At 42.9% G+C, this 26,747-nt stretch carries 25 protein-coding genes and 1 pseudogene; 4 read left to right on the forward strand and 22 right to left on the reverse strand.

All coding sequences use genetic code 11. The features are described from left to right. Positions 1-11 precede the first annotated feature (11 nt). Together ISX45_RS08215 and ISX45_RS08220 are read right to left on the reverse strand one after the other, a co-directional pair. Positions 12-1,148 (reverse strand): Leu/Phe/Val dehydrogenase, encoded by a 1,137-nt coding sequence (locus tag ISX45_RS08215; protein WP_194520479.1) that lies wholly within the window; start codon positions 1,146-1,148, stop codon positions 12-14. Between the two features lie 32 nt (positions 1,149-1,180). Beyond that, positions 1,181-1,570, reverse strand: coding sequence for a thioesterase family protein (locus tag ISX45_RS08220; RefSeq protein ID WP_181556020.1), 390 nt, complete (start codon positions 1,568-1,570; stop codon positions 1,181-1,183). Positions 1,571-1,756: 186 nt separating this feature from the next. On the opposite strand from ISX45_RS08220, the gene ISX45_RS08225 reads away from it, so the two are divergent. After that, complete coding sequence (locus ISX45_RS08225) at positions 1,757-2,647, forward strand: transposase (protein ID WP_407649730.1); 891 nt, start codon at positions 1,757-1,759, stop codon at positions 2,645-2,647. 76 nt (positions 2,648-2,723) lie between these two features. On the opposite strand, the gene ISX45_RS08230 is transcribed toward ISX45_RS08225, so the two are convergent. The 4 genes from ISX45_RS08230 to ISX45_RS08245 form a co-directional block, all read right to left on the reverse strand. Beyond that, the gene (locus ISX45_RS08230; protein ID WP_181556019.1) at positions 2,724-3,518 is read right to left on the reverse strand and encodes an ABC transporter ATP-binding protein; all 795 of its coding nucleotides are present in this window, start codon (positions 3,516-3,518) and stop codon (positions 2,724-2,726) included. Then, the gene (locus ISX45_RS08235; protein ID WP_194520480.1) at positions 3,493-4,485 is read right to left on the reverse strand and encodes an ABC transporter permease; all 993 of its coding nucleotides are present in this window, start codon (positions 4,483-4,485) and stop codon (positions 3,493-3,495) included. The genes ISX45_RS08230 and ISX45_RS08235 overlap by 26 nt, the downstream gene beginning before the upstream one ends. A 21-nt stretch (positions 4,486-4,506) precedes the next feature. After that, on the reverse strand, positions 4,507-5,517 hold the full coding sequence (locus ISX45_RS08240; RefSeq protein ID WP_194520481.1) for an ABC transporter substrate-binding protein: 1,011 nt from the start codon (positions 5,515-5,517) through the stop codon (positions 4,507-4,509). A gap of 264 nt (positions 5,518-5,781) precedes the next feature. Next, a complete protein-coding gene (locus ISX45_RS08245) occupies positions 5,782-6,738 on the reverse strand; it encodes an NAD(P)H-dependent flavin oxidoreductase (protein WP_194520482.1) in 957 nt (318 codons plus the stop codon). Positions 6,739-6,806: 68 nt separating this feature from the next. On the opposite strand from ISX45_RS08245, the gene ISX45_RS08250 reads away from it, so the two are divergent. After that, positions 6,807-7,343, forward strand: coding sequence for a gamma carbonic anhydrase family protein (locus tag ISX45_RS08250; protein WP_181556015.1), 537 nt, complete (start codon positions 6,807-6,809; stop codon positions 7,341-7,343). Between the two features lie 67 nt (positions 7,344-7,410). Here the strand turns inward: ISX45_RS08250 and paaX are convergent, their stop codons facing one another. The 16 genes and pseudogenes from paaX to ilvD form a co-directional block, all read right to left on the reverse strand. Next, complete coding sequence (gene paaX / locus ISX45_RS08255; RefSeq protein ID WP_181556120.1) at positions 7,411-8,286, reverse strand: phenylacetic acid degradation operon negative regulatory protein PaaX; 876 nt, start codon at positions 8,284-8,286, stop codon at positions 7,411-7,413. Between the two features lie 144 nt (positions 8,287-8,430). Continuing rightward, a complete protein-coding gene (locus ISX45_RS08260; protein WP_181556014.1) occupies positions 8,431-9,207 on the reverse strand; it encodes an enoyl-CoA hydratase-related protein in 777 nt (258 codons plus the stop codon). Between the two features lie 17 nt (positions 9,208-9,224). Beyond that, entirely contained in the window at positions 9,225-10,430 is a 1,206-nt protein-coding gene (locus tag ISX45_RS08265) for a thiolase family protein (RefSeq protein WP_194520483.1), read from the reverse strand. A 16-nt stretch (positions 10,431-10,446) separates the two neighbouring features. Further along, positions 10,447-11,304: a 3-hydroxyacyl-CoA dehydrogenase gene (locus ISX45_RS08270; RefSeq protein WP_194520484.1), complete on the reverse strand. Its 858-nt coding sequence runs from the start codon at positions 11,302-11,304 to the stop codon at positions 10,447-10,449. A gap of 81 nt (positions 11,305-11,385) precedes the next feature. Next, a complete protein-coding gene (locus ISX45_RS08275; protein WP_194520485.1) occupies positions 11,386-12,903 on the reverse strand; it encodes an aldehyde dehydrogenase family protein in 1,518 nt (505 codons plus the stop codon). Between the two features lie 30 nt (positions 12,904-12,933). Then, positions 12,934-13,707, reverse strand: a complete 774-nt coding sequence (locus tag ISX45_RS08280) for an enoyl-CoA hydratase-related protein (RefSeq protein WP_194520486.1) — start codon at positions 13,705-13,707, stop codon at positions 12,934-12,936. 15 nt (positions 13,708-13,722) lie between these two features. Continuing rightward, the gene (locus tag ISX45_RS08285) at positions 13,723-14,499 is read right to left on the reverse strand and encodes an enoyl-CoA hydratase/isomerase family protein (protein WP_181556009.1); all 777 of its coding nucleotides are present in this window, start codon (positions 14,497-14,499) and stop codon (positions 13,723-13,725) included. Beyond that, positions 14,492-14,803, reverse strand: a complete 312-nt coding sequence (locus tag ISX45_RS08290) for an EthD family reductase (protein WP_181556008.1) — start codon at positions 14,801-14,803, stop codon at positions 14,492-14,494. Before ISX45_RS08290 ends, ISX45_RS08285 begins: the two co-directional genes overlap by 8 nt. A 24-nt stretch (positions 14,804-14,827) precedes the next feature. Continuing rightward, positions 14,828-15,325, reverse strand: a complete 498-nt coding sequence (gene paaD / locus ISX45_RS08295) for a 1,2-phenylacetyl-CoA epoxidase subunit PaaD (protein ID WP_228485675.1) — start codon at positions 15,323-15,325, stop codon at positions 14,828-14,830. A gap of 28 nt (positions 15,326-15,353) precedes the next feature. After that, positions 15,354-16,196 carry a 1,2-phenylacetyl-CoA epoxidase subunit PaaC gene (gene paaC / locus ISX45_RS08300; protein WP_181556007.1) on the reverse strand — a complete coding sequence of 281 codons (843 nt, stop codon included), beginning with the start codon at positions 16,194-16,196 and terminating at the stop codon, positions 15,354-15,356. Then, entirely contained in the window at positions 16,172-16,525 is a 354-nt protein-coding gene (gene paaB / locus ISX45_RS08305; protein WP_181556006.1) for a 1,2-phenylacetyl-CoA epoxidase subunit PaaB, read from the reverse strand. The genes paaC and paaB overlap by 25 nt, the downstream gene beginning before the upstream one ends. 17 nt (positions 16,526-16,542) lie before the next feature. Further along, positions 16,543-17,511 (reverse strand): 1,2-phenylacetyl-CoA epoxidase subunit PaaA, encoded by a 969-nt coding sequence (gene paaA / locus ISX45_RS08310; RefSeq protein ID WP_181556005.1) that lies wholly within the window; start codon positions 17,509-17,511, stop codon positions 16,543-16,545. 104 nt (positions 17,512-17,615) lie between these two features. Further along, the gene (gene paaK / locus ISX45_RS08315) at positions 17,616-18,941 is read right to left on the reverse strand and encodes a phenylacetate--CoA ligase PaaK (protein ID WP_181556004.1); all 1,326 of its coding nucleotides are present in this window, start codon (positions 18,939-18,941) and stop codon (positions 17,616-17,618) included. Positions 18,942-19,355: 414 nt separating this feature from the next. Beyond that, a pseudogene (locus tag ISX45_RS08320) lies at positions 19,356-19,720 on the reverse strand (YunG family protein). Between the two features lie 172 nt (positions 19,721-19,892). Continuing rightward, positions 19,893-21,095, reverse strand: a complete 1,203-nt coding sequence (gene megL, locus ISX45_RS08325; protein WP_194520487.1) for a methionine gamma-lyase — start codon at positions 21,093-21,095, stop codon at positions 19,893-19,895. A 513-nt stretch (positions 21,096-21,608) separates the two neighbouring features. After that, entirely contained in the window at positions 21,609-23,288 is a 1,680-nt protein-coding gene (gene ilvD, locus ISX45_RS08330; RefSeq protein WP_228485676.1) for a dihydroxy-acid dehydratase, read from the reverse strand. 759 nt (positions 23,289-24,047) lie between these two features. Here ilvD and proB point away from each other — a divergent pair. Beyond that, a complete protein-coding gene (gene proB / locus ISX45_RS08335; protein ID WP_181556002.1) occupies positions 24,048-25,172 on the forward strand; it encodes a glutamate 5-kinase in 1,125 nt (374 codons plus the stop codon). Next, positions 25,169-26,410: a glutamate-5-semialdehyde dehydrogenase gene (locus tag ISX45_RS08340; protein WP_194520488.1), complete on the forward strand. Its 1,242-nt coding sequence runs from the start codon at positions 25,169-25,171 to the stop codon at positions 26,408-26,410. The genes proB and ISX45_RS08340 overlap by 4 nt, the downstream gene beginning before the upstream one ends. Positions 26,411-26,747 lie beyond the last annotated feature (337 nt).

Genomic DNA, 26,747 nt, shown 5'->3' on the forward strand with positions numbered 1-26,747 from the left:
CTCCTTGTTGTTTACCGACGAACATCCCATTTTGGCCGCTTATTGCGGGTAAAAAAATTATTGCGACAGCTGCGCATCTCTAGCCGTTCCTCACAAAAACGATTCGCCGCTTCAACTGTTGTAATATTCTCGGTTTCAGCTTGAGCATAAATATTTAAAAGCGTCGAATAAATGGATTTTGTTTTTTGAAGAACTCTCGCTTTATTTGAGCCGTACAGCTCATCGGCCACCTGAATGAGCCCGCCTGCATTGACAATATAATCCGGCGCATATAAAATTCCTTTTTCCCTCAACCGTTGTCCGTGACGTACGTCTAACAATTGGTTGTTTGCAGAACCGACAATCGCTTTCACTTTCAATGCATCTACCGTATCATCGTTGACAACATTGCCAAATGCACATGGTACAAATACGTCAGCATCCGTTTGATAAATTTCCCTTCCTTGAACTACTTTCACACCCGCTCCTAATTTCTTCGCATAGGAAAGAATCGATTCAATGGCAGACGGATTAATGTCACATACATATAAATCCGCCCCTTCTTCAAGCAATCGCTCAGCTACTTTCAAACCGACTTTTCCCAATCCTTGAATCGCGTAGGTCTTCCCATGAAGATCATCGCTACTCCAAAGCACTTTGTTCGTTGCTTGAATTCCATAAATTACTCCTAATGCAGTTGGCACAGAGGAATCGCCACTTCCACCGTATTCCTCAGGAACACCGACAATACAGCTCGTTTCTTTCATGGCATGGACAAAATCGTCCGGTGTCGTTCCCATATCGGTACCCGTATAAAATCGTCCGTTTAACGACTCCACAAACTGCCCGAACGCGCGAAACAACTCAGGTGTTTTATCTTTACGTGGATCGCCAATGATGACCGCTTTTCCGCCGCCAAAATCTACATCAGCAGCAATGCATTTATAGGTCATTCCTTTAGAAAGACGAAGCACGTCAAAAAGAGCCTCTTCTACCGTTTGATACGGCTGCATGCGACATCCGCCAAGAGCTGGTCCTAATGTTGTATTATGAATGGCAATAATCGCTTTTAATCCTGTTTTTTCATCGTTACAAAACATCACTTGTTCATGTTCCTTAATTTGTGTAAAAATATCGACTGATTTCCATTCGCTTGTGATTGTGTTCATATCTCCCATCCTCCTATGAATCTAGCAACGGATTAAGACTGCTGTAACATTTGCTGGATTTTTTGCTTAGGTAAAATCACTTGCTTCACTTTCCCTACCCCGATTACCTGCGTTTCGTTTTTTGCTTCGACTTTCGTAATAACGACATTGTCACGAAATTCCGTGAGTGTCGCCGTAACGGTGACGGTCGTCCCTTCCGTCGTCGGGGCAATGTGCTTTACAGATACCGCCGCACCGATTCCTTCTTCATTTTCTTCAAGATATGGTAAAATGATTTTTCTAGAGGCCCATTCCATGTGATACACCATTGATACGGTTGAATAAGCCGGATGAACGACATTACCTTCAAATTGTGCAAACATATCAGGAGTGACTACTGCTTGCACAACAGCTGTGTCCCCCACTTTCATCCCCGATTTCATCATTCTCACCCCTTTTTAAAACTATTTATAGTACATACGTTTTTAAAACGTTATATATTTATTTGTTTTTATTCGAACGTGTTGCAAAACGCATAGTGAATGCATAAATGTACACAAAAAATCCACCCGTCTTGGAAATCATATACAGTGACCTAAAAAACACATTTCCAAGGGGTGGACACTATCATGATTTCCAATTTTGTTATCGAACATGCAATGAATAGCGAAATGGATCCTCTTTTACGAGCTTTATTTCAATACATCGACCAACTTTCTTTACCAGAAACACCTTATGTGACAGGACGACCACCGATTCCGAAAAAATCATTGTTAAAATGTTTCTTTTTAAAAACCTATTTTTCCATTGATTCTTTACGTCAGTTAGTTGACACACTGAATCGCTTTGGCTACTTCCGGCGTATTTGTGGACTTAAAGAGGTTCCACATCTTTCTACGTTTTCACGTGCAGGTAAGTGGTTTCGAGAACAAGGATTTTCCGCTTTTAATGCTCAACTTCCCAAAGATTTAGGCGTTCGATATCCAAAAATCGTCATGATCGACAGTACAGCGCTCCGAAGCAGTCTTTATGATTCTCAAGCGAGATGGGGAATCTCCACTCGGTATAACTGGTTTAAAGGTTATAAATTACATCTTTGTACAACGGCAGAGGGAGTCATTTTATCCCATGTCTTCACGACTGCGAATCGAAATGATGCAGCCGTTGCGCTTGAATTATTTCCATCTTTAAAGGAATGGGAGATTGAGTTTGCCCTTGGAGATGCTGCCTATGACAGTGAAAAAGTCCGTCAAATGGCGGAACAAACAGGGATCTTTTTCGTTTCACCGATTAATCCTCGAAATGGTGATGAACGAAAAGATGCCTACGGCCGGGTGATTCCTTCGTTTTTGAAAACAGAATTCGGAAAGTGGTTGTTTCGTTTCCGTAACTCGATTGAGCAGACATTCAATCAATTAAAGAATGATGGACTAGAACAGCCACGTTGGTATGGGTTTAATCGCTATTTACTGCATGTACAATTATGCATTCTTATGCACAATTTTGAGTTTTTACTCTAGTTTTGCAACACCATCTTTATTCGAAAAAATGGGATAAGCCAAGCGGCGACTTATCCGATTTTCTACATTTTCTCTCTTAACTTAACACAGCGCGATCATTCACCAAATGTTCGCCACGAATACGCTGAAATTCTGCCAATAATTTTTCTACCGTCAATCCTTTCTTCGCCTTCTCATCCACTTCAAGGATGATCTGCCCTTTATCCATCATAATGAGGCGGTTTCCTACATCGATGGCTTGCTGCATGTTATGGGTTACCATTAATGTTGTTAACCCATACTGCTGAACAATCTCTTTCGTTAAATTCGTAATCAACTCAGCTCTTGCTGGATCTAATGCAGCGGTATGTTCATCAAGCAATAATATCGCAGGCTCGGTAAACGTCGCCATAAGCAAAGACAGCGCTTGTCTCTCTCCCCCTGAAAGAAGACCGACTCTTGCTTGAAGGCGATTTTCTAACCCGAGATGAAGGGTTTCAAGCACCTCACGAAAATAGTCGCGCCGCTTTTTTGTCACTCCGTTGCGAAGCGTTCGTTTTTGATTGCGGGAGTAGGCTATCGCCAAATTTTCTTCAATCGTCATGCTCGGGGCTGTTCCTGCCATCGGGTCTTGAAATACTCTCCCGATATAGCGGGAACGAACATATTCCGGCATCATCGTCACATCCTGACCATCAATATAAATACTCCCTTCGTCAGGAAACATCACTCCAGAAATCAAATTCATTAACGTCGATTTCCCTGCTCCATTGCTGCCAATAATCGTGACAAAATCCCCTTTATTTAGCGTTAGCTGAATATTATTTAGGGCGACTTTTTCGTCCGGTGTTCCTTCATTAAATACTTTATAAATCCGATTTAACTGCAACATCGCTTTCACCCTTTCCGCTCGTTGGCACCCCTACAAGCTGCGCCCGCTCTAGTCTCTTTTGCGCTTTTCGCTTTTTCTCTTTTTGATGACGAACAATTTGTGGCATTACTAGCGCTAAAATGACGATCGAGGCAGTGATCAGTTTGACATCTCCTGTTTCCAGAAACTGAGCACGCAATGCTAGGCTCACTACAATGCGATAAATAATAGAGCCGCCGATGACAGCCAATGTCGTTCTAGCAATTGTTTTTGTCCCAAAAACCGCTTCTCCAATAATGACAGAAGCCAATCCGATAATAATCATCCCAATTCCCATGCCGACATCAGCAAATGAACCATATTGCGCAATAAGCGCACCGGAAAAAGCAACCATCCCATTGGAAAGGCCAAGCCCTAACACAATGAGCAAATTTGTATTAGCCGATAAACTGCGAATCATACGAGAGTTATCCCCCGTTGCACGAATGGCAAGACCGATTTCCGTCTGCAAAAACCAGTCGGTGAAAAATTTAAAAACAAACGTAAGTATCGCCATCGCTAGTAAAATACTCCACATTTTGGACGTCGCTGGATCTAATCCGAGCGAAGTTCCCCACTCTTGAATCGTCGTGAATACCGTTTTTTCATTGAGAAGCGGTACATTAGAGCGCCCCATAATTCGAAGGTTAATCGAATAAAGAGCAATCATCATTAAAATTCCCGACAATAACGCATTGATTTTCCCAACCGTATGAAGAAGCCCCGTGATACATCCAGCTGCAAATCCGACAACGAGAGCGACACATGTGGCGACGAAGGGGTTTATCCCGCTCACAATGAGTGTCGCTGCCACAGCTGCCCCCGCGACAAAACTCCCATCTACCGTTAAATCAGGAAAGTCTAAAATCCGAAATGAAAGATACACACCTAACGCCATAATCGCATAAATAATTCCCGATTCCACTGCACCTGCTATCGCAGTAAACAAAGGCATTCATCCTTTCGAACGTTATTCGATATATTCAGCTATTCCATCCCACTCTGGCTTCAGCTCAATTCCTTGCTTTTTCGCTGCCGTTTTATTAATGACAAGCTTTAATTTTTTCGGATATTCTGGTTTAATCTCAGACGGCTTTTTCTCCCCTTTTAAAATGGCTACCGCCATTTCTCCGGCTTGATAACCGATGTCGTAGTAATCAAACCCGTATGCAGCAAAACAGCCGCGTTTTAGCGAATCGAGTTCCCCTGTAAAGACTGGGATTTTCTTTTCATTCGCCACGCTGACAACCGATTCAATCGCTGATACAACCGTATTATCTGTCACGATATAAAATACATCTGCTTTCCCAACAAGCGATTCTGCCGCTTGCTTCACCTCAGCCGTCGTTGAAACGGATGCTTCTACGAACTTTAAGTCGGTATTTTTGGCCGCTTCTTTTACCTTTTGAATTTGCACCACAGAATTTTGTTCACCGGAGTTATAAATGAGTCCAACCGCTTTCGCATCGGTTTGTTCATCGATAAATTGAATCATTTTACGAATGGCATCAGGGTGGCTATCCGTTGTTCCGGTAATATTTTCACCAGCTTGGTCCATTGATGGAACTAAGCTTGCGCCGACAGGATCTGTTACGGAAGTGAACACGATTGGAATGTCTTTGGTAGCATTTAAAGCACTTTGAGCACTCGGTGTAGAGTTCGCAAAAATGAGGTCAACACCATCTCCGACCAAATTGTTGGCAATCGTTTGGTTATTGTTCGGATCCCCTTGTGCGATTTGCACATCGTACTTGACATTTTTCCCTTCCTTAAATCCGCCATCCTCCAGCGCTTTTTTAAATCCTTTAAAGGCTGCATCGAGTGACGGATGTTCAATAATCTGCGTCACCCCAATTGTTGCGGTTTGCTTTTCACTTCCATTCTCTTTCTGATCACTCGTTGATGTCTCCTTCCCACAGCCGGAAAGCGCTAATATGCCGACCAACATTGGCACTGCTAGTCTTTTCATAACTTTTACCATCCTTACTCCCCCTTATTTTTTATAAAAAATTAGTATTCTATCACTTCAAACAAAACTAGGCGCGCTTTATTTGCAAACGCTTACATAAAAATACAAAAAACAAATATCTCATTAACATCATAAAAATATTTAATAACGTTAAAATAACGTTATACTAAATAAATATTATCAGCTGATGTAACGAAAAGTCAATAATTTTCTAAAAAATGAAACGATAAAAAGGGAACATCTTGTTAATAAGATGTTCCCTTTGATTCAAAGATGTCATTGACAAAAAGCGGTATGGTATAAAAGGTGTAGCTGCTGTTTCGCTTCTTCTATCATATTCTGAAATAATTCTGCAACGGTCGGTAAGTCTTCGATCAGTCCAGCGATTTGGCCAGCATTAACAAATCCTTCCGCAAAGTCGCCGTCGAGCGCCCCGCGTCGATGATAATATTCTGACGTATATTCGTTGAACTTCTCCAATGTCACTCCTGCTTTCTCATATTGCAGCAATTTCTCGGCATAAGGAGTGCGCATAATTCTTCGCACCCTTCCTACTGAGCGGCCAACAATGACCGTTTCATTTTCGTCTGCGTCTGTAATTAATTGCTTGTACACCTCATGGAATGGCGCATCTTTTGTCGCGATCAATCGCGTCCCTAATTGTACTCCTTGGGCACCAAGGGCAAAGGCAGCAAGCATTCCTCGTCCGTCACCAATTCCTCCAGCTGCAATCACCGGTACATGAACGGCCCGAACAATTTGCGGAATCAACGTCATTGTCGTCAGCTCCATACTTGAATTAATTCCTGCCGCTTCGTATCCTTCCGCGACAAGTACATCGGCTCCTGCTTCTTCTGCTTTTTTCGCCTGCTTTACCGAAGCCGTAACAACGATAACTTTCACCCCTTGTTCAGCAAATCTCGGAACGATAGGAGCCGGATTTCCTGCTGATAACGATACAACAGGTACGCGATGTTTCAACACTAACGATACCATTTCCTCTACATACGGTGTCACTTGAATCGGAATATTGACGGCAAACGGTTGATTCGTTCTTCTTTTTGTCTCAACAATGATTTCTTCCACCTCGTCAGGAGGCATCGTTCCCACCCCGATCGTTCCAAGTCCCCCTGCTTCTGAAACTGCACTCGTTAACTGGGCGTTACTAATATTCCCCATACCCCCTTGAAGAATCGGATAACGAATATTGAGTAAACGGCAAACATCATTCATTAAATTCCCACCCCGTTAAAATTGTGTTATACTTATCATAACCTTATCATACTTTAAGGAGGATGAAAATGATTTATTGTTATAATGGGAAGACTCCGAGCATTGATGATACCGTGTTTATCGCTCCCGGTGCCCATATTATTGGCGATGTCGCCATTGGAAAGGAATCAACCGTCTGGTTTAACGCTGTTTTAAGAGGGGATGAGGCTCCCATTATTGTAGGAGAACGTTGCAGCATTCAAGATAATTCGACATGTCATTTATACGAGGGATTTCCGCTTATCATTGAAGATGAAGTGACGGTCGGCCATAACGTGATTCTTCACGGATGCACGATTCGGAAACGCTCCATTATTGGAATGGGCTCGACGATTTTAGATGGGGCAGAAATTGGTGAAGAATGCATTATTGGAGCAAACACACTTATTCCTTCCGGCAAAAAAATCCCTCCTCGTTCGCTTGTCATGGGCGCACCGGGAAAAGTCGTTCGCGAAATTACTGAGAAAGACTTAGCGCTCATTCAACTCTCCATTGACTCCTATGTTCAAAAGGGAAAAGAATATCGTAAGCTGTTAGCCAATCAAAAAATACAAGATAACAAGTAAAAAACTTGTTAACAAAAAAAGCACTGCTTACATCTACAGTGCTTTTTCGCGTTGCACGATAAAAGTGTTATTCCACAATAAAAGGATGATCATATACATCATACCCTGCATCTTTTTTCTCTAATTCATTCCCATCCATAAATACCGATTCAAAGAAGCGGCTTGCTGGTTTCGCTAGTTCTTTATAATATTCGCTAAATAGCGAAGCGGCATGACTTCCCATCCACTGTTTCGGTAACAATTCTTCCGGCAACCCCGGATCGACGAATAAAAATTTCCGATATTCGTGTACAAGTTTCGTTCTCTCGACAAAACACTCAGCATCGGACATTTCCCCACGCTGGATTTTGTGTTTATCAATGATGTATTTTTGACTGTAAATAGAGATAAATTCTTCATACTTTTGATTAATGGCATCCAAATCCCAACATTTCTCGACAAGTCGCTCGTTCGTATGCGGTCCGTCATATTGAGCGATAAAAAAATCGACATATGGTTCGATCTCATATTTGTCAATTAAGTCATACACTTGTTTCTCTAAATTATTAGGGGAGATCCAGCAGCTGTTGGAAATCGTCCCGAATCCGCTCCATACAAGTTCTTTGCGCAACTCATCGCGCAAATTCCGCTTTTCTTCCGGAATCGTATAGACAAAAATCCGCCACTTTCCATCCCATTTTTCTGGTCTGATTTTATAAATCCTCTTCGCCGCTTCTTCTATGCGTTTCACGCCGCGCTCTGTTAACGAATAATAGCTTTTGTTTCCCTTTTTCTCTGCTTTTACCCATCCTTGCTTGCTCATGCGGGAAATCGCAGCGCGTACCGCTTGGTCATTATGCCCAAACTCTTTTAATAAGCGAATTAAGCTACCGATCCAAATTTGATTGCCATAATGACGGATGTAATCCCCGTAAATTGTAAAAATCATTGATCGCGTATTCATGCTCATTTTTGACACCCTTTATGTCATTTTCAAGATATAATCGTAACAAATTTTTATAACAATGACAACCCGAACGGTAAAAAAACGTTAAATTGTTCATCGGATAAAAAAAGGAGGCCCATGACACATGAGTCTCCCTTTTCGTCATTCCCCTGTAAAACGCGGCTGTCGCTTTTCACTAAATGCCGCTAATGCTTCGAAGCGATCTTTTGTTGGAATCGTCAATTCGTATGCTTTTGCTTCAATGGCTAGCCCTGTTTGCAAGTCGACGTTCATTCCTTGTTGAATTGCATATTTCGCCTGTTGCAAGGCGATTGGGCCGTTTTTCATCATTTCATGCGCTAATGCCTCACAGCTTGGCAACAATTCGTCTTTTGTCACCACTTTTGTTAAAAGACCATATTCGTATGCTTGTTCGGCAGAAATTTTCCGCGCGGTAAAAATCAATTCTTTTGCCTTCGCTTCGCCAATTAATCTCGGCAACCGTTGCGTTCCTCCAGCTCCCGGAATAATCGCCCAGCTCACTTCCGTTAATCCCATCACCGCCTCCTTTACGGCGATGCGAAAATCGCAAGCAAGCATAAGCTCAAAACCGCCTCCAAATGCATAACCGTTTACCGCAGCAATCGTTGGCTGCGACAAATTGGCAATTGCATCGAAGACATCGCGGATTTTTTTCACGTTGCGTCGTACTTCCATGTCACTTAATGCTTTCCGTTCTTTTAGATCCGCTCCCGCGCTGAATGCTTTTTCTCCAGATCCTGTAAAAATCACAACCCGAACGTCACGGTCGATGTGAATCTGTTCAACAACCTCTCCTAACTGTTGCAATGTGGCATAATTAAAGCAGTTCATGACTTCAGGGCGATGCAGCGTGACATAGCCAATATGATTTCGCTTTTCAAACAACACGTTTGCCATTCCTGTTCTTCCCTTCATTACGAATCCATATTTTCAACAATCGTAGCGATTCCTTGCCCAACACCAATGCACATCGTAGCAAGACCGTATTTGACTCCGCGCCTTTTCATTTCATAAATGAGGGTCGTTAAAATTCGAGCACCACTTGCCCCTAGCGGATGTCCAAATGCAATCGCTCCGCCGTTCACATTCACTTTATCCCGATCAAGTTCAAGCTGTTTGATGCACTCTAATGATTGGGAAGCAAAAGCTTCATTTAATTCGACTAACCCGATATCACGGATCGTTAATCCAGACCGATTTAGTGCTTTTTTCGTTGCATAAATCGGACCAAGCCCCATGACAGCTGGCTCCAAACCAGCCACTGCCGATGTTGTATATTTCACAAGCGGCGTCATTCCAAGCTCTTTTGCTTTTTCCGCACTCATAAGCAACAAAGCGGAAGCACCGTCATTTACGCCCGAAGCGTTCCCAGCTGTCACGGTTCCACCTTCAAATAACGGGCGCAATTTTGCCAGTTTTTCTAGCGTCGTATCAGGACGAGGATGCTCATCTTTATCTACAACGACGATATTTCCTTTGCGATCATGGTACACAACCGGAACTAATTCATCGGCGAAACGATTAAGTTCGAGCGCTCTTTTTGCCTTCATTTGACTTTCATAGGCAAATTCATCTTGTGCTTCCCGGGAAATTCCATACCGTTTCGCCACATTTTCCGCTGTCTGCGGCATGCTGTCTGTTCCGTACATTTGTTGGAGCTTTGGATTAATAAACCGCCAACCGATCGTCGTATCAAACATTTCTAAATTGCCGCGCGGAAACTCTTCGTCCGGCTTTGCCATGACAAACGGTGCGCGCGTCATACTTTCCGTTCCTCCAGCAATGACAATCTCCGCCTCTCCTGTCATAATCATCCGTGCTCCGTAATTCACCGCATCAAGACCTGAGCCGCATAACCGGTTGATGGTTGTTCCCGCTACCTCAACCGGCAATCCAGCTAAAAGCGCTGACATACGTGCCACATTCCGGTTATCCTCTCCAGCTTGATTGGCATTTCCGAGAACGACTTCTTCGATTTGCTCTAATGGGAGATTTGGGTTGCGCCCCACTAACGCTTTAATGACAATCGCCCCTAAATCATCGGGACGAACATCTTTTAACGCCCCTTTATACTTTCCAATTGGCGTTCGCACCGCATCGATAATGACGACTTCTTTCATTTATACGCGCACCTTCCTATTCTTTGTTTGTGTAATCGTAAACACCTTTTCCTGTTTTTCGCCCGAGCCGTCCTGCTTTGACATATTGCTCTAATAGCGGAGCTGGCCGATATTTCTCACCTAGCTTTTCATGCAAGTATTTTAAGTTATTCAATCGCGTGTCAAGTCCGACTAAATCCGCTAATTCAAATGGTCCCATCGGATAATTCAATCCAAGCCTAATCGCTTTATCAATCTCTTCCGGCGTCCCTATGCCTTCCTGCAGCATATAAAACGCCTCATTCCCGACCAATGCACTAATTCTACTTGTCACAAATCCCGGAAACTCGTTGACGACAACCGTTTCTTTTCCCATTTGTTCAGCCACTTGCTGAATGACTTCAGCCGTTTCATCACTTGTCTCTAACCCGCGAACAATCTCAACGAGTTTCATTTTATGGACGGGATTAAAAAAATGCATCGCAATGACTTTTTCCGGTCGTTTCGTAAAAGAAGCGATTTCTGTTGGACTCATCGTCGAGGTATTCGTCGCAAAATAACACGACTCTGGTGCATGTTCGTCAATCGTTTCAAAAATTTGTTTTTTAATCTCTAGCTTTTCAGGAACGGCTTCAATGACTAAATCAGCTTCTTTTGCCGCCTGAATGAAATCGGTTGAATAATATAAGCGCGCTTCCGCTTCTTTCTTTAGCGTCTCAGTCAGTTTGCCGCGAGCAATGCCTTTTTCAAAAATATCAGCGATTTCTTGTTTGGCGCTCTGTAGTTGTTCTTCCTTAATATCAACAAGTGTCGTCAAAAATCCTCCAACAGCGCTGACATATGCGATGCCTCTTCCCATCACCCCTGAACCGATGACTACAATACGACGAATCATCAAAATCCTCTCCTTCTATGTTCTATCAATGAAAACGAGCACCCATCCGCGGATGAAAGTGCTCGCAAACGTAAAAGCTCTTTACACGCCGAAAGGATTGAGCGGACGGCTTCCGTAATAAGAAAGGATGCTTTTCGTTTCCGTATATAAATCGAGTGTTTCGACACAAAGTTCGCGACCGAAACCAGACTGTTTATATCCACCGAACGGCGTTCCTGGGAAGGCAGAGAATGGGCTGTTAATCATGACAATTCCGGCTTGAATTTGTTTCGCAACACGAAGTGCACGCGCATGATCTTTTGTCCAAATCGCCGAGCCTAATCCATATTCACTATCGTTCGCTAGCTTAATGACTTCTTTTTCATCGCTGAATTTCATCACGACAACAACTGGGCCGAAAATTTCTTCTTTCACGACTTTCATTCCATGATGGACATTAGTAATAATCGTTGGTTCATACCAATACCCATTTTCAAATCCTTCGATTTTCGCTTCTTTTCCGCCAGTGACAACCGTTGCGCCATCTTGAATCGCCGATTGAACATAGCCGTCGATGACTTCTAATTGCTCACGGCTAATAATCGCACCAACATGTGTTCCTTGGTCAAATGGATTACCAAGCTTTAATTTTTTTGTTTTCTCTACAAATTTTTCCACAAATTGATCGTAAATGTTTTCATGTACATATAAACGAGAGCGTGCTTCACAAGATTGACCCGTATTATAGAAAATACCGAATAAAGCCCCATCTACAGCCGCATCGAGATCCGCATCTTCAAAAATAATGTTCGGTGATTTTCCACCAAGCTCTAACGTGACTCGTTTTAACGTTTTTGACGCCTTTTCCATAATGTCTTTGCCGACAGGAGTAGAACCGGTAAACGCGACTTTATCGACAAGCGGATGCTCTACTAAATAATTGCCGACTTCGGAACCGGAACCTGTGACAACATTGACAACCCCTTCTGGAACACCCGCTTCATGGCAAATTTCCGCAAGCACAATGCACGTCAATGGTGTTAATGAAGCCGGTTTTACAATAACAGAGCAACCGGCCGCAATCGCCGGGGCGATTTTCCACGCTGCCATCATTAATGGATAGTTCCATGGAATAATTTGTGCACATACACCGACAGGTTCTTTTTCTGTAAAGTTATGAAAAGCACCGGGCATGTTGTTGACGGTACCGCGATGACTCACGATTGCGCTTGCATAAAACTCAAAGTCTTCAATCGCCTGCATGACTTGCCCTTGTGCTGCCGAAAGTGCCTTTCCTGTATCTAAAATCTCTAATTCTACTAACTCATTAAAACGTGAGCGCATAATCGAGGCAATTTTATTTAAAATACGCGCTCGTTTGTTGACCGGGAAATGTCTCCATTTCCCATAATCAAAGGCATGGCGTGCTGCTTGAACGGCGCGCTCCGCATCTTCTTTTGTCCCTTTGGCTACTTTCGCCACCGGCTCACCCGTTGCTGGATTGTAAGTCGCAAATGTTTCGCCAGAGGAGCTTTCGGCGCGTTCACCGTTAATAATTAGATGATACATCTCACGTTTTGTTTCAAGTTTTTCCATTTTTTTCTCTTTTACCGTAGACATTCGTTACACACTCCTTTTCAATGAGTAAGATTACTTTCCTTTAAATACAGGCTGTCGCTTTTCAAAAAAGGCGCGAACTCCTTCCTGATGGTCTTCCGTAAGTCCGGCAATGCGTTGTCCATGCGCTTCTTTTTCTAAATAGTCTTCAAATGTGCAATTCCAGCTTTCACGCAAATAACGCTTAATTAACCCGATTGCTTTCGTTGGCATGTTCGCTAATCTCTGCGCAAAGCGGTGGACCTCTTCATCCCATAAATGTTCAGGAATAACGCTGGTGACAAGCCCGATTTCCTTGGCATCCTTTGCGGTGATTTTTTCTCCAAACACAGCCAACTCCAGCGCTTTCGCATGACCGACTAAACGCGGCAAATAATAAAGATTGCCCGCATCGGGAATGAGACCGACATGAATAAACGCTTCTATGAAACTGGCTTTCTCTGAGGCAAGTCTGAAATCACACGCTAACGCCAAACTCATTCCCGCCCCAGCCGCTACTCCATTAACAGCAGCCACGACTGGTTTTTCTAAACGATGAAGAAGCTTCATCATCGGGGCATAGCGTGTTCGCAAAACTTCACCGTGGTTCATCTCTTCCGTTACGCCTCCAAGATCTTCACCGGAACAAAACGATCTTCCTGCCCCTGTAATGACGAGACAACGAACCTCTTCATCGACCGAGACTTGTTTTAACGCAGCGATGATCTCTTTATTCATTTGTTCTGTAAACGCATTCAATTTATCAGGTCGGTGTAACGTGAGCCACACAACTCGGTCGCGAACTTCATAACGGATTGTTTCGTACAACGAGCATCCCACCTTTTATCTTCCTTGGAAATGCGGTTTTCGTTTTTCGATAAATGCTCTCATTCCTTCTTTTTGATCTTCTGAAGAAAAAAGCAGATAAAAGTTTTTTCGTTCAAACTGCATGCCTTCATAAATCGAATAGTCAACAGCCTTATGAACTGCTTCTTTAATGAAGCGGACAGATAAAGGGGGTTGCTTCGCCAATTTTCTGGCAAATCGCATCGTTTCTTCAAGCAACAACTCCGGTGCGACAACGCGATTGACAATCCCTAATTCATAGGCTTCTTTGGCCGACATGCGCTCACCAGTCCAAAGCCATTCAAGCGCCTTTGTTTTGCCGATTAATTTTGTCAGTCGTTGCGTCCCCCCCGCTCCCGGCATAACACCGATATTGACTTCTGGAAAAGCAAACTCCGCCGTTTCCGAAGCAAACAAAAGGTCACAACAAAGCGCGAGCTCAAAACCTCCACCTAAAGCAAAACCGTGAACGGCCGCGATCGTTGGCTTTTTTATGAGTGCAAGACGATCCCAGTCTGCAAACTGATTCAGCAGCTCAAGGGTAATGGAATCGTCACTTGCCATTTCGTCAATATCCGCACCGGCTGCAAACGCGCGTCCCCTTCCGGTTAGCACAATGACGCGCACATCATCGTCACGGTCATGCATTTCCATAGCCTGCACAAGTTCCATCACCATGTTTCGATTCAGCGCGTTTAATACGTGAGGGCGATTCAGCTCGATAACGGCGATCTGCTCTTCGATATTTATGCGAATATACTGAAAATCATTCATTTTCGACTTCCTCACCAATCATTAACGTGACGATATCGCCCGCAAAAGACATTAAATCTTTTCCTGAGGCTTTTGCCTCGCTCGTTTTCATTGCTTCTTTGAGCGCCTCATGGCTGTCGTAATACATTTCGCATAATAAGTAGTATTCGCTATCTCCCCCCATCGGTGTGCCGACGATCTTTGTTACTTCCATTTTGCGTAAGCCAGGAATTTTCGCCGTAATCGGTGCATGTGTTTCAAAATAATGTTCATCAAATTTCTCCTTATCTTTTGGCTGTTTGTAAAGGGCAATCATTTTTACCATGTTCCTCTTCTCCTTTTCTATTTTTTATATCCACGTAGAAATTGGCTTTAAGGCTTCAAACGGATTTTTACATTGTTTGCAGTAGAAAATGCTGCGGCAAGCAGTAGGACCAAATACATTTTCGATTGTTGTATAGACGGATCCGCAGTACGGGCACTCGACATGCCATTCTCCGTTTGGTCCCATTTGTTTTGGTGGTGGAGCAATCCCAAACTCTTTTAGTTTCTCGCGCCCTTTTGCGGTAATGCGGTCAGACGTCCATGGTGGATCGTGAATAAATTTGACTGTGACTTGCTCGATTCCATCCAACTCTAAAAGAGCGCTTTCAACACGTTGACGAATGATATCAAGAGCCGGACATCCAATAAACGTAGGAAGCAGCTTGACAACGACTTCACCACTGTTCATTTGAACGTCTTCAACCATTCCTAAATCAAGAACGCTGACGGAATCAATTTCAGGATCTTTAACGAAATCGAGCCTTTCCCTTATTTTTCCCATCATGTGGCCAGCAAAGGTCATTCACATCCCTTCTTTCTTCATTAAAAGATTACCAATTTGCTAGCGAATCGAGGCGGTACACTTCTGATAATGTAGCAATGGCTTCATCTAAATCAGCGGTATGCTCGCCATTTCGGCCATTGCCACGTTTCATACCAAAATTGTTCGGCAAATTGAGATTTGTCTGTTCAAAAATAGGCTTCATCGCTTGAATCCAACGCTGTTTTAACAGGTCTTCATCTTCAATCAACCCAAATTCGGCCATTTTCTTTCCTTTGGAGCCAAGTGTCAATACACCTGCGAAATCATCCAATACTTTTGCCACGGCGTTTTTCATTCGTTCACGCGCTTCCCCTGGCGCATTTACAAGCTGGATAAACCACGTTTTCCAATGCATAAGGTGGTAGTAAAGCTCCATATTGATTTTGACTGCGACTTGCGCAAGCGGCACATACGAACAGCTCTTTAATGAATCGATGCGCACTTTTTTCGCTTGTGTATAAAAATAGTTCCTAACAACAGTAAATGCCCAATCATAGCGGGGCTCGTGTAAATAGTGACCGGAACCGTTCACCTCCTCTAACAATACCGCGTTTCGTCGCTCTGATGCTTTGCGGCCATGAGCTAAATCATCGGCGTTTCCAACTCCCATTTCTTCAAGCAATTGATAGTACATCGCCGCATGACCCATCGTATCCTGGCTAATCGAAGAGAACGCGACGTCTTCTTCGATATGTGGCGCAAGCCCAAGCCATTCCGATCCGCGATACGCAATGATAAGATCATCATCTGCCAGCTGAAACAATAGCTCAATCAGCACCTCTTTATATTCAGGATGTTGCATCAGCTCTTCTGGTTTCATGATTTTCATCGTTGAATCTCGCCCTTCCATGAAAGAATCTCTTTTTCATCGAGCATCTCTTGTTCATATTGACGCCATTTCTTTTTTAAATACCCATATCCTTTTGTCGTGCGGTAATCTTTATTATCTAACCGCTTCAACGACTCTTTTTCTTCTTGAGTCATTTGCCGGATATCTGAACGTTTGACGATCCATATATCGTAAACAGGTTCGCGCCGCATAAAATTTTCTTGTGCCATCACTAACGCAATTTCATGGTTTGGGGCAAGCAGGCTAAATTGATGTTGGAGCGGTGCTGTATCATTTTTTCTGCTAAATACTTCAAATACTTGATAAAAACCTTTTCCGCTATCACTCATTGAAATTCCCCCACTTCTCACACTGCTGCTGATTGACCACTTAACGCTTCACGAACCCAAGCGTTATTTCGATACGATAATTCTCGCAAACGAAGACGTTCTTTTGATTTTGGACCATTGTTACGAATAATTTCTTTAAATTGATTCCAGTCTGGTTGTTTATAAATCCATTTGCCTTGTTTCTTGTCAAAATACATCGTTTCATCCGGAAGCTTTAGCCCAAGCGATAAAATACGCGGCACATATTTTGTAAAGAAATCTTGCCGTAATTGTTCATTTGTTTTCGTACGAATGCGATATTTAATCGTAATGTCTTGTTTCGAAGTCCCTGTTGTGGAAGCATTATCAGGACCAAAGAACATTAATAATGCATCCCACCAGCGATTTAATGCATCTTGAATCATGTCTCTTTGCACCTTTGTTCCTTCTGCCAGCGCTAGAATAATCGATTCCCCGTGTTGGGCATGAAAGACTTCTTCCGCACAAATTCGCTTTAATGCGCGCGCGTAGGGACCATAAGAAGCGTCAAGCATATTCGTCTGCGTAATGATGGCAGCCCCATCGACAAGCCAACCGATTAAACCGGCATCTGCCCAAGTCGGCGCAGGCATATGGAACACATTATGAAACTTCAAATCTCCTTTAAATAAGTCTTGCATAATTTCCTCGCGCGTTTTTCCAAGCGGTGCCATTAAATCTTCCGCGACACGGAGAAGAAGCTGTCCATGCCCCATCTCATCCTGTACTTTCGCCATAATTCCAAGTTTTCTCCGCAGCGAAGGCGCTTTCGGAACCCATTCCTTCTCCGGAAGCGCTCCCATAATTTCGCTAATGCCATGCATCGCAATCAGCTTAACTAACGTCATACGATACTCTTCCGGCATCCAGTCATCAGCTTCAATTTTTTCTCCCGCTTCAATTCTTTCCATAAACTGTTTATATTTTTCTTCTTCTGATAAGCGCTCAAACGATGTCATAACAGGCATTTCATCTTGCCCCCTAATTATATTATATAACGTTTATTTAACGTAATTATAAAATAATGTTATAAATATTGCAATCATGAAAATCATCAGACCGTGATAATTTTCTACAATGTCGCTTTCTCTTTGCGATAATCAACCACACGAATCGCCTTTCCCTCCGAACGAGGAAGCGCTTTCGGGGCATGTACCTTCACATCAATAGAAACAAGACAATAATTTTTTAATAAATGGTGCACTCTTTTTTCTAATAAACCGATACGTTCATCGTTTAAATTGCCACCGATTTCTTGATAAAACCGCTCGTTCACTTCCACTTGCAATTCAACCACATCGAGCGTCCCTTTTCGGAAAAGATGGACTTGATAGTGCGGAGCAAGCTCCGAAACCGTTAATAAGCAATGTTCAATTTCGGATGGGAACACATTGACGCCGCGAACGATTAACATATCATCGACACGCCCTTTGACCCGTGACATCCTCGTCGTTGTTCGCCCGCATTTACATGGTTCTCTCGTAATGGAAGCAATATCACCGGTTCGATAACGAATGACCGGAAACGCCTCCTTTGTCAAGCTCGTAAATACTAACTCTCCTTCTTCTCCATCAGCAACCGGCTCAAGCGTATGCGGGTTAATGACCTCAACAAAGAAATGATCCTCAGCAATATGGAGCCCATTTTGCGCTTCATGACATTCTATTGCCACTCCGGGCCCAATCACTTCGCTCAACCCGTAAATATCACATGCTTTAATAGCAAGCTCTTGCTCTAACGTCCTCCGCATTTCTTCCGACCATGGTTCTGCCCCAAAAATGCCGTATTTTAATGAGGTACGACGCGGATCTTTTCCGAGTTCTTTCATTCGCTCAGCAATGTTTAAAACGTAAGAAGGGGTGCCGCAAATGACGTCCGGCTGAAAATCTTCGATTAACATCACTTGTCGATCGGTATTTCCTCCCGATACAGGTACCGTCACCATGCCTAATCGTTCGCTGCCATAGTGCAAGCCAAGCCCACCCGTAAACAATCCATAACCATAGGCATTATGCAATACATTCCCCGGCTCCCCGCCGGCAATCGCAATCGCACGCGCAACAATATTTGCCCAGTTATTAATGTCGTTTTTTGTATACGCTACTACCGTCGGCTTCCCGCTCGTTCCGCTGGACGCATGGACACGGACACATGCTTTTAAATCAACCGCCAGCAAACCAAACGGGTAATTGTCGCGCAAATCTTTTTTCGTCGTAAATGGAAGCTTTCGAACATCTTCGAGCGAACGAATTTGTTCCGGTTCAACGCGAAGTTCTGTCAGCTTTTTCCGGTAAAACGGTACATTCTCGTATACTCGTTTGACGGTTTGGCACAGCCTCTCCAACTGCAATGTTTCCATTTCGCATCTTGAAGACGTTTCGATGTCATGTAAAATCATTCTCCCATCCCCTTTTAAAACGCTTTCATTTTGTTTGAAGAAATAAAATTTTATTACGTTTATATTACGTAATAAAATTTTATCATCATACTAAAGTTAAAAATATCGTTAATATTCCAAATTGTCAACCGTTTTATTGCTAATTCATATAAAAAGAGAATTCTTATTTACCAAATGTGTAGGTTCAATGAATTCACCTTTCAAAATGTCTTGAACTAAAGATGCTTTCACAACGAAAGTTTCCTTGCATTAAAGTGTCCCTTTCATGCTTGTGTTCGTTTTGACAAGCTTTTTAAGTAAGGAGGACAGTTGGCTCCGCATAAGAATGTTTATCAACAAAATAAAAAACGCTTGGTTTTTTATATTTCCAAACGTTTTTTTATTCGATCCCTACATCCTGTAAATCCATTGTTTTTATTGCTCGTCATTCTTAAAAATATCTTGATATACATTTTGTTTTAAATTAACGTATTGTCTTTCATTCGTATCTAAGAATGCCTCTTCTCGACTCGAAGGGACATCCATATACTCAATTGCTTCCGAAAATTGAGACTCTGTCAAACCGTAACGCTGACCGTCGACTTGATTGTAAAAATGCCAGCCTTCATGAGTCTTCGTTTTCATCATTTCTCCACCTAATAAATCGTTAACCACTAACGCAGTTACTCCCCCTGTCCCTTTGCCAGGTTCTCGGGAGTCCATTTAGAGCTTGATTCAATGGACCAGACTTTCATTAAAACATTTTTATTTCCAGTATCTTTGGCTTCTAGATCATTCATGGGCTATTCCTCTCTTTCGCTTGGAAGCATATCAATCTCTTTTTCATAATCCGATTTCTTATCGAACATTTCTCCTTGCTAGTTAAAAGACATGATCCCTTTGTTTTAGTGATAATGATAGTTCAAGTCTATTCACATTTACTTTAACGTTTGTACTCCCTATCACAGCTAATTATGAAAAAGTGTCTTGTGATATCGAACAAAGCGCCTGCTCTAAGTCTTGCCAAATATCTTCCCATGCCTCAAGTCCAACCGATAAGCGGATCAATTGATCGCTAATGCCCATGCTCTTTCTGATTTCCTCCGGCACAACGGCGTGAGTCATCGTAGCGGGGTGCTGAATGAGTGTTTCCGTATCGCCCAAGCTTACTGCAATTTTGATAAGTTGAAGACGGTTTAAAAAGCGCTGAACATCTTGTTTTGTTCCTTTGATTTCAAAAGCAACGAGACCTCCGCCACGCTTCATTTGTTTTTGGCAAATTCGATAATCTGGATTGTCTGGATCGTTCGGGTAATAGACTTTGGATACAAGCGGATGCTTTTTTAATAGTTGTGCAATTTTTTCGGCGTTTGCACAATGACGATCCATTCTCACGGGCAATGTTTTTATCCCTCTTAATAATAACCAAGCATCAAACGGGGAGATGATTCCACCGATATCTTTTTGTGTTGTCTTTGCAACTTCCTCCATCAACTCCTTCCTTCCAACCGCAATACCAGCAACGACATCACCGTGACCGCCAATATATTTCGTCGCGCTATGAACGACGACATCACATCCAAGCGACAGCGGTTTTTGCAAGTACGGAGAACAAAACGTATTATCTACAACGACTTTAATCCCATGCTCTTTAGCTGTCCTTACGATCATTTCTAAATCAATTAGTTTCATTGTTGGATTAATCGGAGTTTCTACATAAATACAAACCGTTTCTGGACGAATGAGACGACAAATCTCTTCTTCTGTTTCCATCGAACAAAAATCGTGCGAAATGTTATATTTCTTGTTTAAAAACTGCAATAAGCCGAATGTACATCCGTATACTCCTTGTGAACAAATGATATGGTCATTCGCTTTCGTTAAGGCAAACAGTACAGCCGACACCGCCGCCATTCCCGAACCGAACGCTAGCGCTGCCTCTCCACCTTCTAAACATGCCATTTTCTCTTCAAGAGCTCGTGTAGTCGGATTAGCTAACCGTGAATAAATATAGCCTTCCTCTTGTCCTGCAAAACGAGCTTCCCCCTGTTCGGCCGTATCAAACGTAAACGTCGACGTTTGAAAAATCGGGACTGACAGACTCCCAAGATGTTGAGTTGTATCATATCCATGATGAATCACTAACGTCTCAAATTGTTTTTCAGCACCTCTCATAAAAACCCTCCCTTATATTCAGTATATCCCCTGTACAACCTCATTGTGTAAACGTTTTCAAAACTATTCCGAAAAACTAAGTTAAAAAATTGTAGAATGAATCAGGCGTTTTTTCTCAAGTCCTAATAAAAATCATTCGTGTAATAGCATTTTCATCGTTTAATCAACAGGTCTCTTCCCTCATGTGTGAAGATCCGCCGGACAGCAATGACTTTCAAAAAAAAACACATGCTCCTTGGAGTGTGATGGACGCATGTGCTTTCCCCGTGGAGGTGCTTGCCACCCCTAGATAACGGATTCCCCCTGGTATTACGAAAGTATTTCGTTTCCAGTCATGCTTTACGCAAATATTGCATTGAGGCCAATTCAAGAAACAAGCGGATTGAGCGCTTGGACAAGAGCGTTCTTTCTCAAAAAGGAAGCAAGATACACATTATAATATGACAAAAAAGGCCTGCCAAAAAGTCTTTGATTCTGTTAGACTTTTTACAGACCTTGAATCGTTTTGCAAATTCAGATTTTCATAATTCCTCCCGTACTTGCTGATGTGACAAGTTTAGAGTAACGAGCAAGATATCCTGTTTTCACTTTTGGTTCGAATCCTTTCCATTCTGCTTTCCGTTTTTCCCATTCTTCTTGGGAAATTTGCACATCAATCGTACGGTTATTAATGTCAATAACAATATAGTCACCGTCTTCAACAAATGCGATTGGTCCGCCTTCTGCTGCCTCCGGTGATACGTGTCCGATCGATAAACCGCGAGAAGCACCGGAGAAACGTCCGTCCGTTACAAGTGCCACTTTTGGTCCAAGTCCCATCCCAACGATTTGTGAAGTCGGTGCAAGCATTTCCGGCATGCCTGGCCCGCCTTTTGGCCCTTCGTAGCGGATGATGACAACATGTCCCGGCTGCACTTTTCCGCTTGCAATACCTTCTAACGCTTCTTCCTGGGAATCGAACACAATCGCCGGACCTTCGTGACGTGTAATTCCTCCTTGAATCCCGCCCGTCTTAATAATCGCTCCATCTGGAGCAAGGTTTCCAAATAAAACAGCAAGTCCACCTTTTTCAGAATACGGATTGTCAATTGGACGAATGACATGATAGTCTTTTACTTCACAGCCAGCAATGTTTTCACCCAATGTTTTTCCTGTCACTGTGATCGCATCAAGATGGAGAGTACCTTCTTTTTTCGCTAGCTCGTTTAAGACAGCAGATACCCCGCCTGCTTCATGCAAATCTTCAATATGAACATCCGATGCCGGTGCCAGTTTGGCAAGATGCGGAACACGCGCCGCTACTTCGTTAATTCGTTCAAGCGGATAGTCGATCCCTGCCTCGTTGGCAATCGCTAATGTATGTAGTACTGTATTAGTCGATCCACCCAGTGCCATGTCAAGGGCAAACGCATTATCGATCGCCTTCTCTGTGACGATGTCACGCGGTTTTATATCATTCTCAATTAAATACATGAGCTGTTTCGCAGAACGTCTTACTAGTTCCTTACGCTTTGGATCAATGGCTAAAATCGTGCCGTTTCCAGGTAAAGCAAGACCTAGTGCTTCAGCAAGACAGTTCATTGAATTGGCTGTGAACATTCCCGAACATGAACCACACGTTGGACAACCGTATTGCTCTAATTCTTGAAGACCTTTTTCATCAATTTTACCAGCTTGATAGGCTCCTACACCTTCAAACACCGATGAAAGAGAAATTTTCCGTCCATCGCTTGTAACTCCAGCTTTCATCGGGCCACCGCTAACGAAAATCGTTGGAATGTTTAAACGCATGGCCGCCATCATCATACCTGGAGTAATTTTGTCACAGTTCGGAATACATACCATGCCATCAAACCAGTGAGCAGATACAACGGTTTCTACTGAATCAGCAATAATTTCGCGGCTCGGTAATGAATAGCGCATTCCAATATGCCCCATGGCAATACCATCGTCTACACCGATTGTGTTCATTTCAAACGGTACTCCGCCTGCTTCGCGAATCGCTTCTTTTACAATCTTCCCAAATTCTTGTAGATGGACATGTCCGGGAATAATATCAATATATGAGTTCACAACCGCAATAAACGGTTTATTAAAATCCTCTTCTTTAACGCCGGCAGCACGCAGCAAGCTTCGATGTGGTGCCCGATCAAATCCTTTTTTAATCATATTACTGCGCAGTTCTTTCAACATGAATCCCCCCAAAAAAATTCTATTAATTTAAATTTTTTTAATATTGTAACACTATTTAAAATAAATTTATAGTTTTAATCATATTTCTTCCATCAAATTTGGGACTCTTCACCACGGATGGATTTCTCCACCGATCGCAAAGGCAAATAAATATTACAATTTCACCGCTTTTTCACCATTCAGAATTACAGCGTTTCCCGACAGTCACTACATCACTGTCTCAAAGTGGGGATATCCACTTTCATAGTTAATTTGGAAATTCACTTAAGATGAACAATATGGGTAGACTGCTTTCAATCATGCAGATCATGGCGAAACTTGACGTCAAACAAAAGGCTCCCAACCTCAATGTGGAGATCAAACCACTTTTTCATAAATAGTTCTGTTCTTAAAATAAATCGAAAAACAGAAGCATATTTACGCCCCAAACCGATACAATAGGTCTTGACAATCATTTTGTTTCCATAGATAATGTTCAAAAAAATCATTTATATGGAAACGGTACGGGACTAGTAAATCTATGGAACGTGCAAGAGAGTGGAACTCATAGGCTGGAAGGTTCCTCACGGAAAGTAGATTGAACCTACCCTAAAAGGCCGCTTATGCAAACATAAGCCGTATTACCCTCGTTACGGGTTGAAAGGTGGGTGCTCATGCACCAAAAAAGGTGGTACCGCGGAACGCTTTTCCGTCCTTTTACAGAAGGAGGAAAAGCGTTTTTTTATGTTTGTATATAAATAATTGAGAAAGGGTGATGTTATGAAGAAACAGCGAGTGGTCGTTAAAATTGGCAGCAGTTCCCTAACCGATGCAAAAGGCGCACTTTCACAAGAAAAACTTTTCGATCATGTTGAAGCACTTGCCTATTTAAAGCAGTTAGGTCATGAGGTCATTTTAATCTCTTCCGGCGCGGTTGCCGCTGGGTTCGGTCCACTTGGCTATCCATCGCGCCCAAAGACAACATCTGGAAAACAAGCAGCTGCCGCTGTTGGTCAAGGTTTACTAATGCAAGGCTATATTTCTGCTTTCCAACAATTTGGAATCGTCACAGGACAAATTCTATTAACAAGAGAAGATTTTTATAGCCGAGAGCGGTTTCGAAACTTATTTTCTACTATATCTGAACTCCTCGAATGCGGGGTACTGCCCATTATTAATGAAAATGACTCCGTTTCTGTGGAAGAGCTAACCTTCGGCGACAACGATATGTTATCTGCTCTTGTGAGCGGCTTCTTGCATGCCGATGCCCTGATTATTTTAACCGATATTAATGGTCTGTACGACCGTAATCCGAAAACAAATAAAAATGCAAAAAAGTATTCTTTCCTCCCTGACATCAGCGACGATTTAATTGAGAAAGCAGGAGGCAGCGGGTCTGCGGTCGGAACCGGCGGAATGAAATCAAAACTGTTAGCGGCACAAAAGGCTCTTTCGTTTGGGGTGAGCGTGTTTGTTGGAACCGGTGAAGGAAAAGAAAAGCTTCATGACATTTTAGAGGGAAAGGGAAATGGAACGTATATTGGCGTTCCGTTTCAATCGCAAATGCAAATGAGAAAACAGTGGATTGCCTATCATTCACCAGTTTCCGGAAAAATTGAAATTGATGAAGGAGCTGAAGCCGCAATTTTGCTACGCGGCAAAAGCTTATTGCCAGCCGGAGTCATCCGTGTTGTCGGCACATTTCAAGCCCTTGATGTTGTCGAAGTCATAAATCAGAAAGGAGCCATTATTGGCAGAGGACAAGTATATTACTCCTCGGCTGATTTAGAAAAAATAAAAGGCTGTCCAAGCGACCAAGCAAGACCATACTCGATCAACCACCGCGCAGAAGTCATTCATCGCGACAACTGGGTATCGTTAAGAAAGGAGAGTGCTATAAAATGAGTGAGTTACTGACAAAAGCACAACGATTAAAAACAGCGTCAAAAACATTAGCGGCCCTATCCACGAATGAAAAAAATGAAGCATTAGCCAGAATCGCTGATGCCCTGATTGAGCAAAAAGAATGGATTCTTCAGGAAAACGAAAAAGATATCTCTCTTGGAAAAGAAAACGGACTTTCCCCTGCTTTGATTGACCGCCTTCAGTTAACCAGCGAACGTCTCATGCAGATCGTCGATGGCGTACATCAAGTGATCAACCTTCCTGACCCAGTTGGAGAAATTACCGAAGAATGGACCCGACCAAATGGATTACGGATTCAAACCATTCGCGTTCCCCTCGGCGTCATCGGTATGGTATATGAAGCGCGTCCAAATGTAACAGTCGATGCGGCGAGCCTTTGTTTAAAAGCAGGAAACGCGGTGCTGTTGCGCGGGAGCTCATCGGCACTTCATTCCAATAAAGCGCTCGTTCACGTCATGCAACAGGCGCTGACCCATTCGCCTATTCCTGCCGATGCGATCCAGCTTTTAGAAGATACGAGCCGCGAAACAGCCAATCAAATGTTTAAACTGAACAACTACTTAGATGTATTAATTCCGCGAGGCGGAGCCAGCCTCATTCAGTCTGTCATCCAAAACGCAACCGTCCCTGTCTTAGAAACCGGTGTCGGCAATTGTCATATTTTTATTGACGAATCCGCCCAAAAACAAATGACCATTGACATTGTCATAAACGCCAAAACACAACGCCCATCCGTGTGCAACGCTGTCGAAACGGTGTTGATTCACGAAAACTGGCCTTATACACAGGAGCTATTAGAAACATTACACAACAATGGAGTTGAACTTCGCGGGGACCATGCTCTTGTCTCCTCATATTCTTTTGTTCATCAAGCCACCGAAATAGACTGGAGTACGGAATATTTAGCACCGATTTTAGCGGTCAAACTCGTGAAAAATGTAAAAGAAGCGATTCACCATATTGACCGATACGGAACAAAGCATTCCGAAGCAATTGTTTCGGAAAATCAAGAAAACGTCAACATCTTCTTCCGAACTGTGGATGCCGCTGTTCTTTACCATAACGCCTCGACCCGCTTTACAGACGGTGAACAATTTGGCTACGGAGCAGAAATTGGCATTAGTACGCAAAAATTGCATGCCCGCGGCCCAATGGGACTGCGTGCCATTACAACGACGAAATCACTTGTTTACGGTACGGGCCAAACTCGTTCGTAATACGAAGTTTCCCGCAACCGCTATTAGCCATGGCAAAAAAGCCGAATCCCAAACATAGGATTCGGCTTTCTTGAAAAAGTGAAGAAAGGATAATTTGGATCGCTGTCGAACTTCAGCGTTCCATCACTTGTTGTCAAACCTCCCGTCTCCACTTTTCGCGGCACACTAGATCTTTTTTTGTGAAAGGACACGCTGTCCCTCGTTCATTTCCTAGAAATATCCCCCTTAACGAAACATAAAAGCACAGAAAGACATAACAAACCGTCAGAAATTAAAAAGATCCATACAGATCAACAATCTATCCTATCCGTTTACAACGGACTGATCCTAAACTGAT

It is taken from the genome of Thermaerobacillus caldiproteolyticus, from assembly GCF_015326725.1.
Lineage (GTDB): Bacteria > Bacillota > Bacilli > Bacillales > Anoxybacillaceae > Thermaerobacillus > Thermaerobacillus caldiproteolyticus.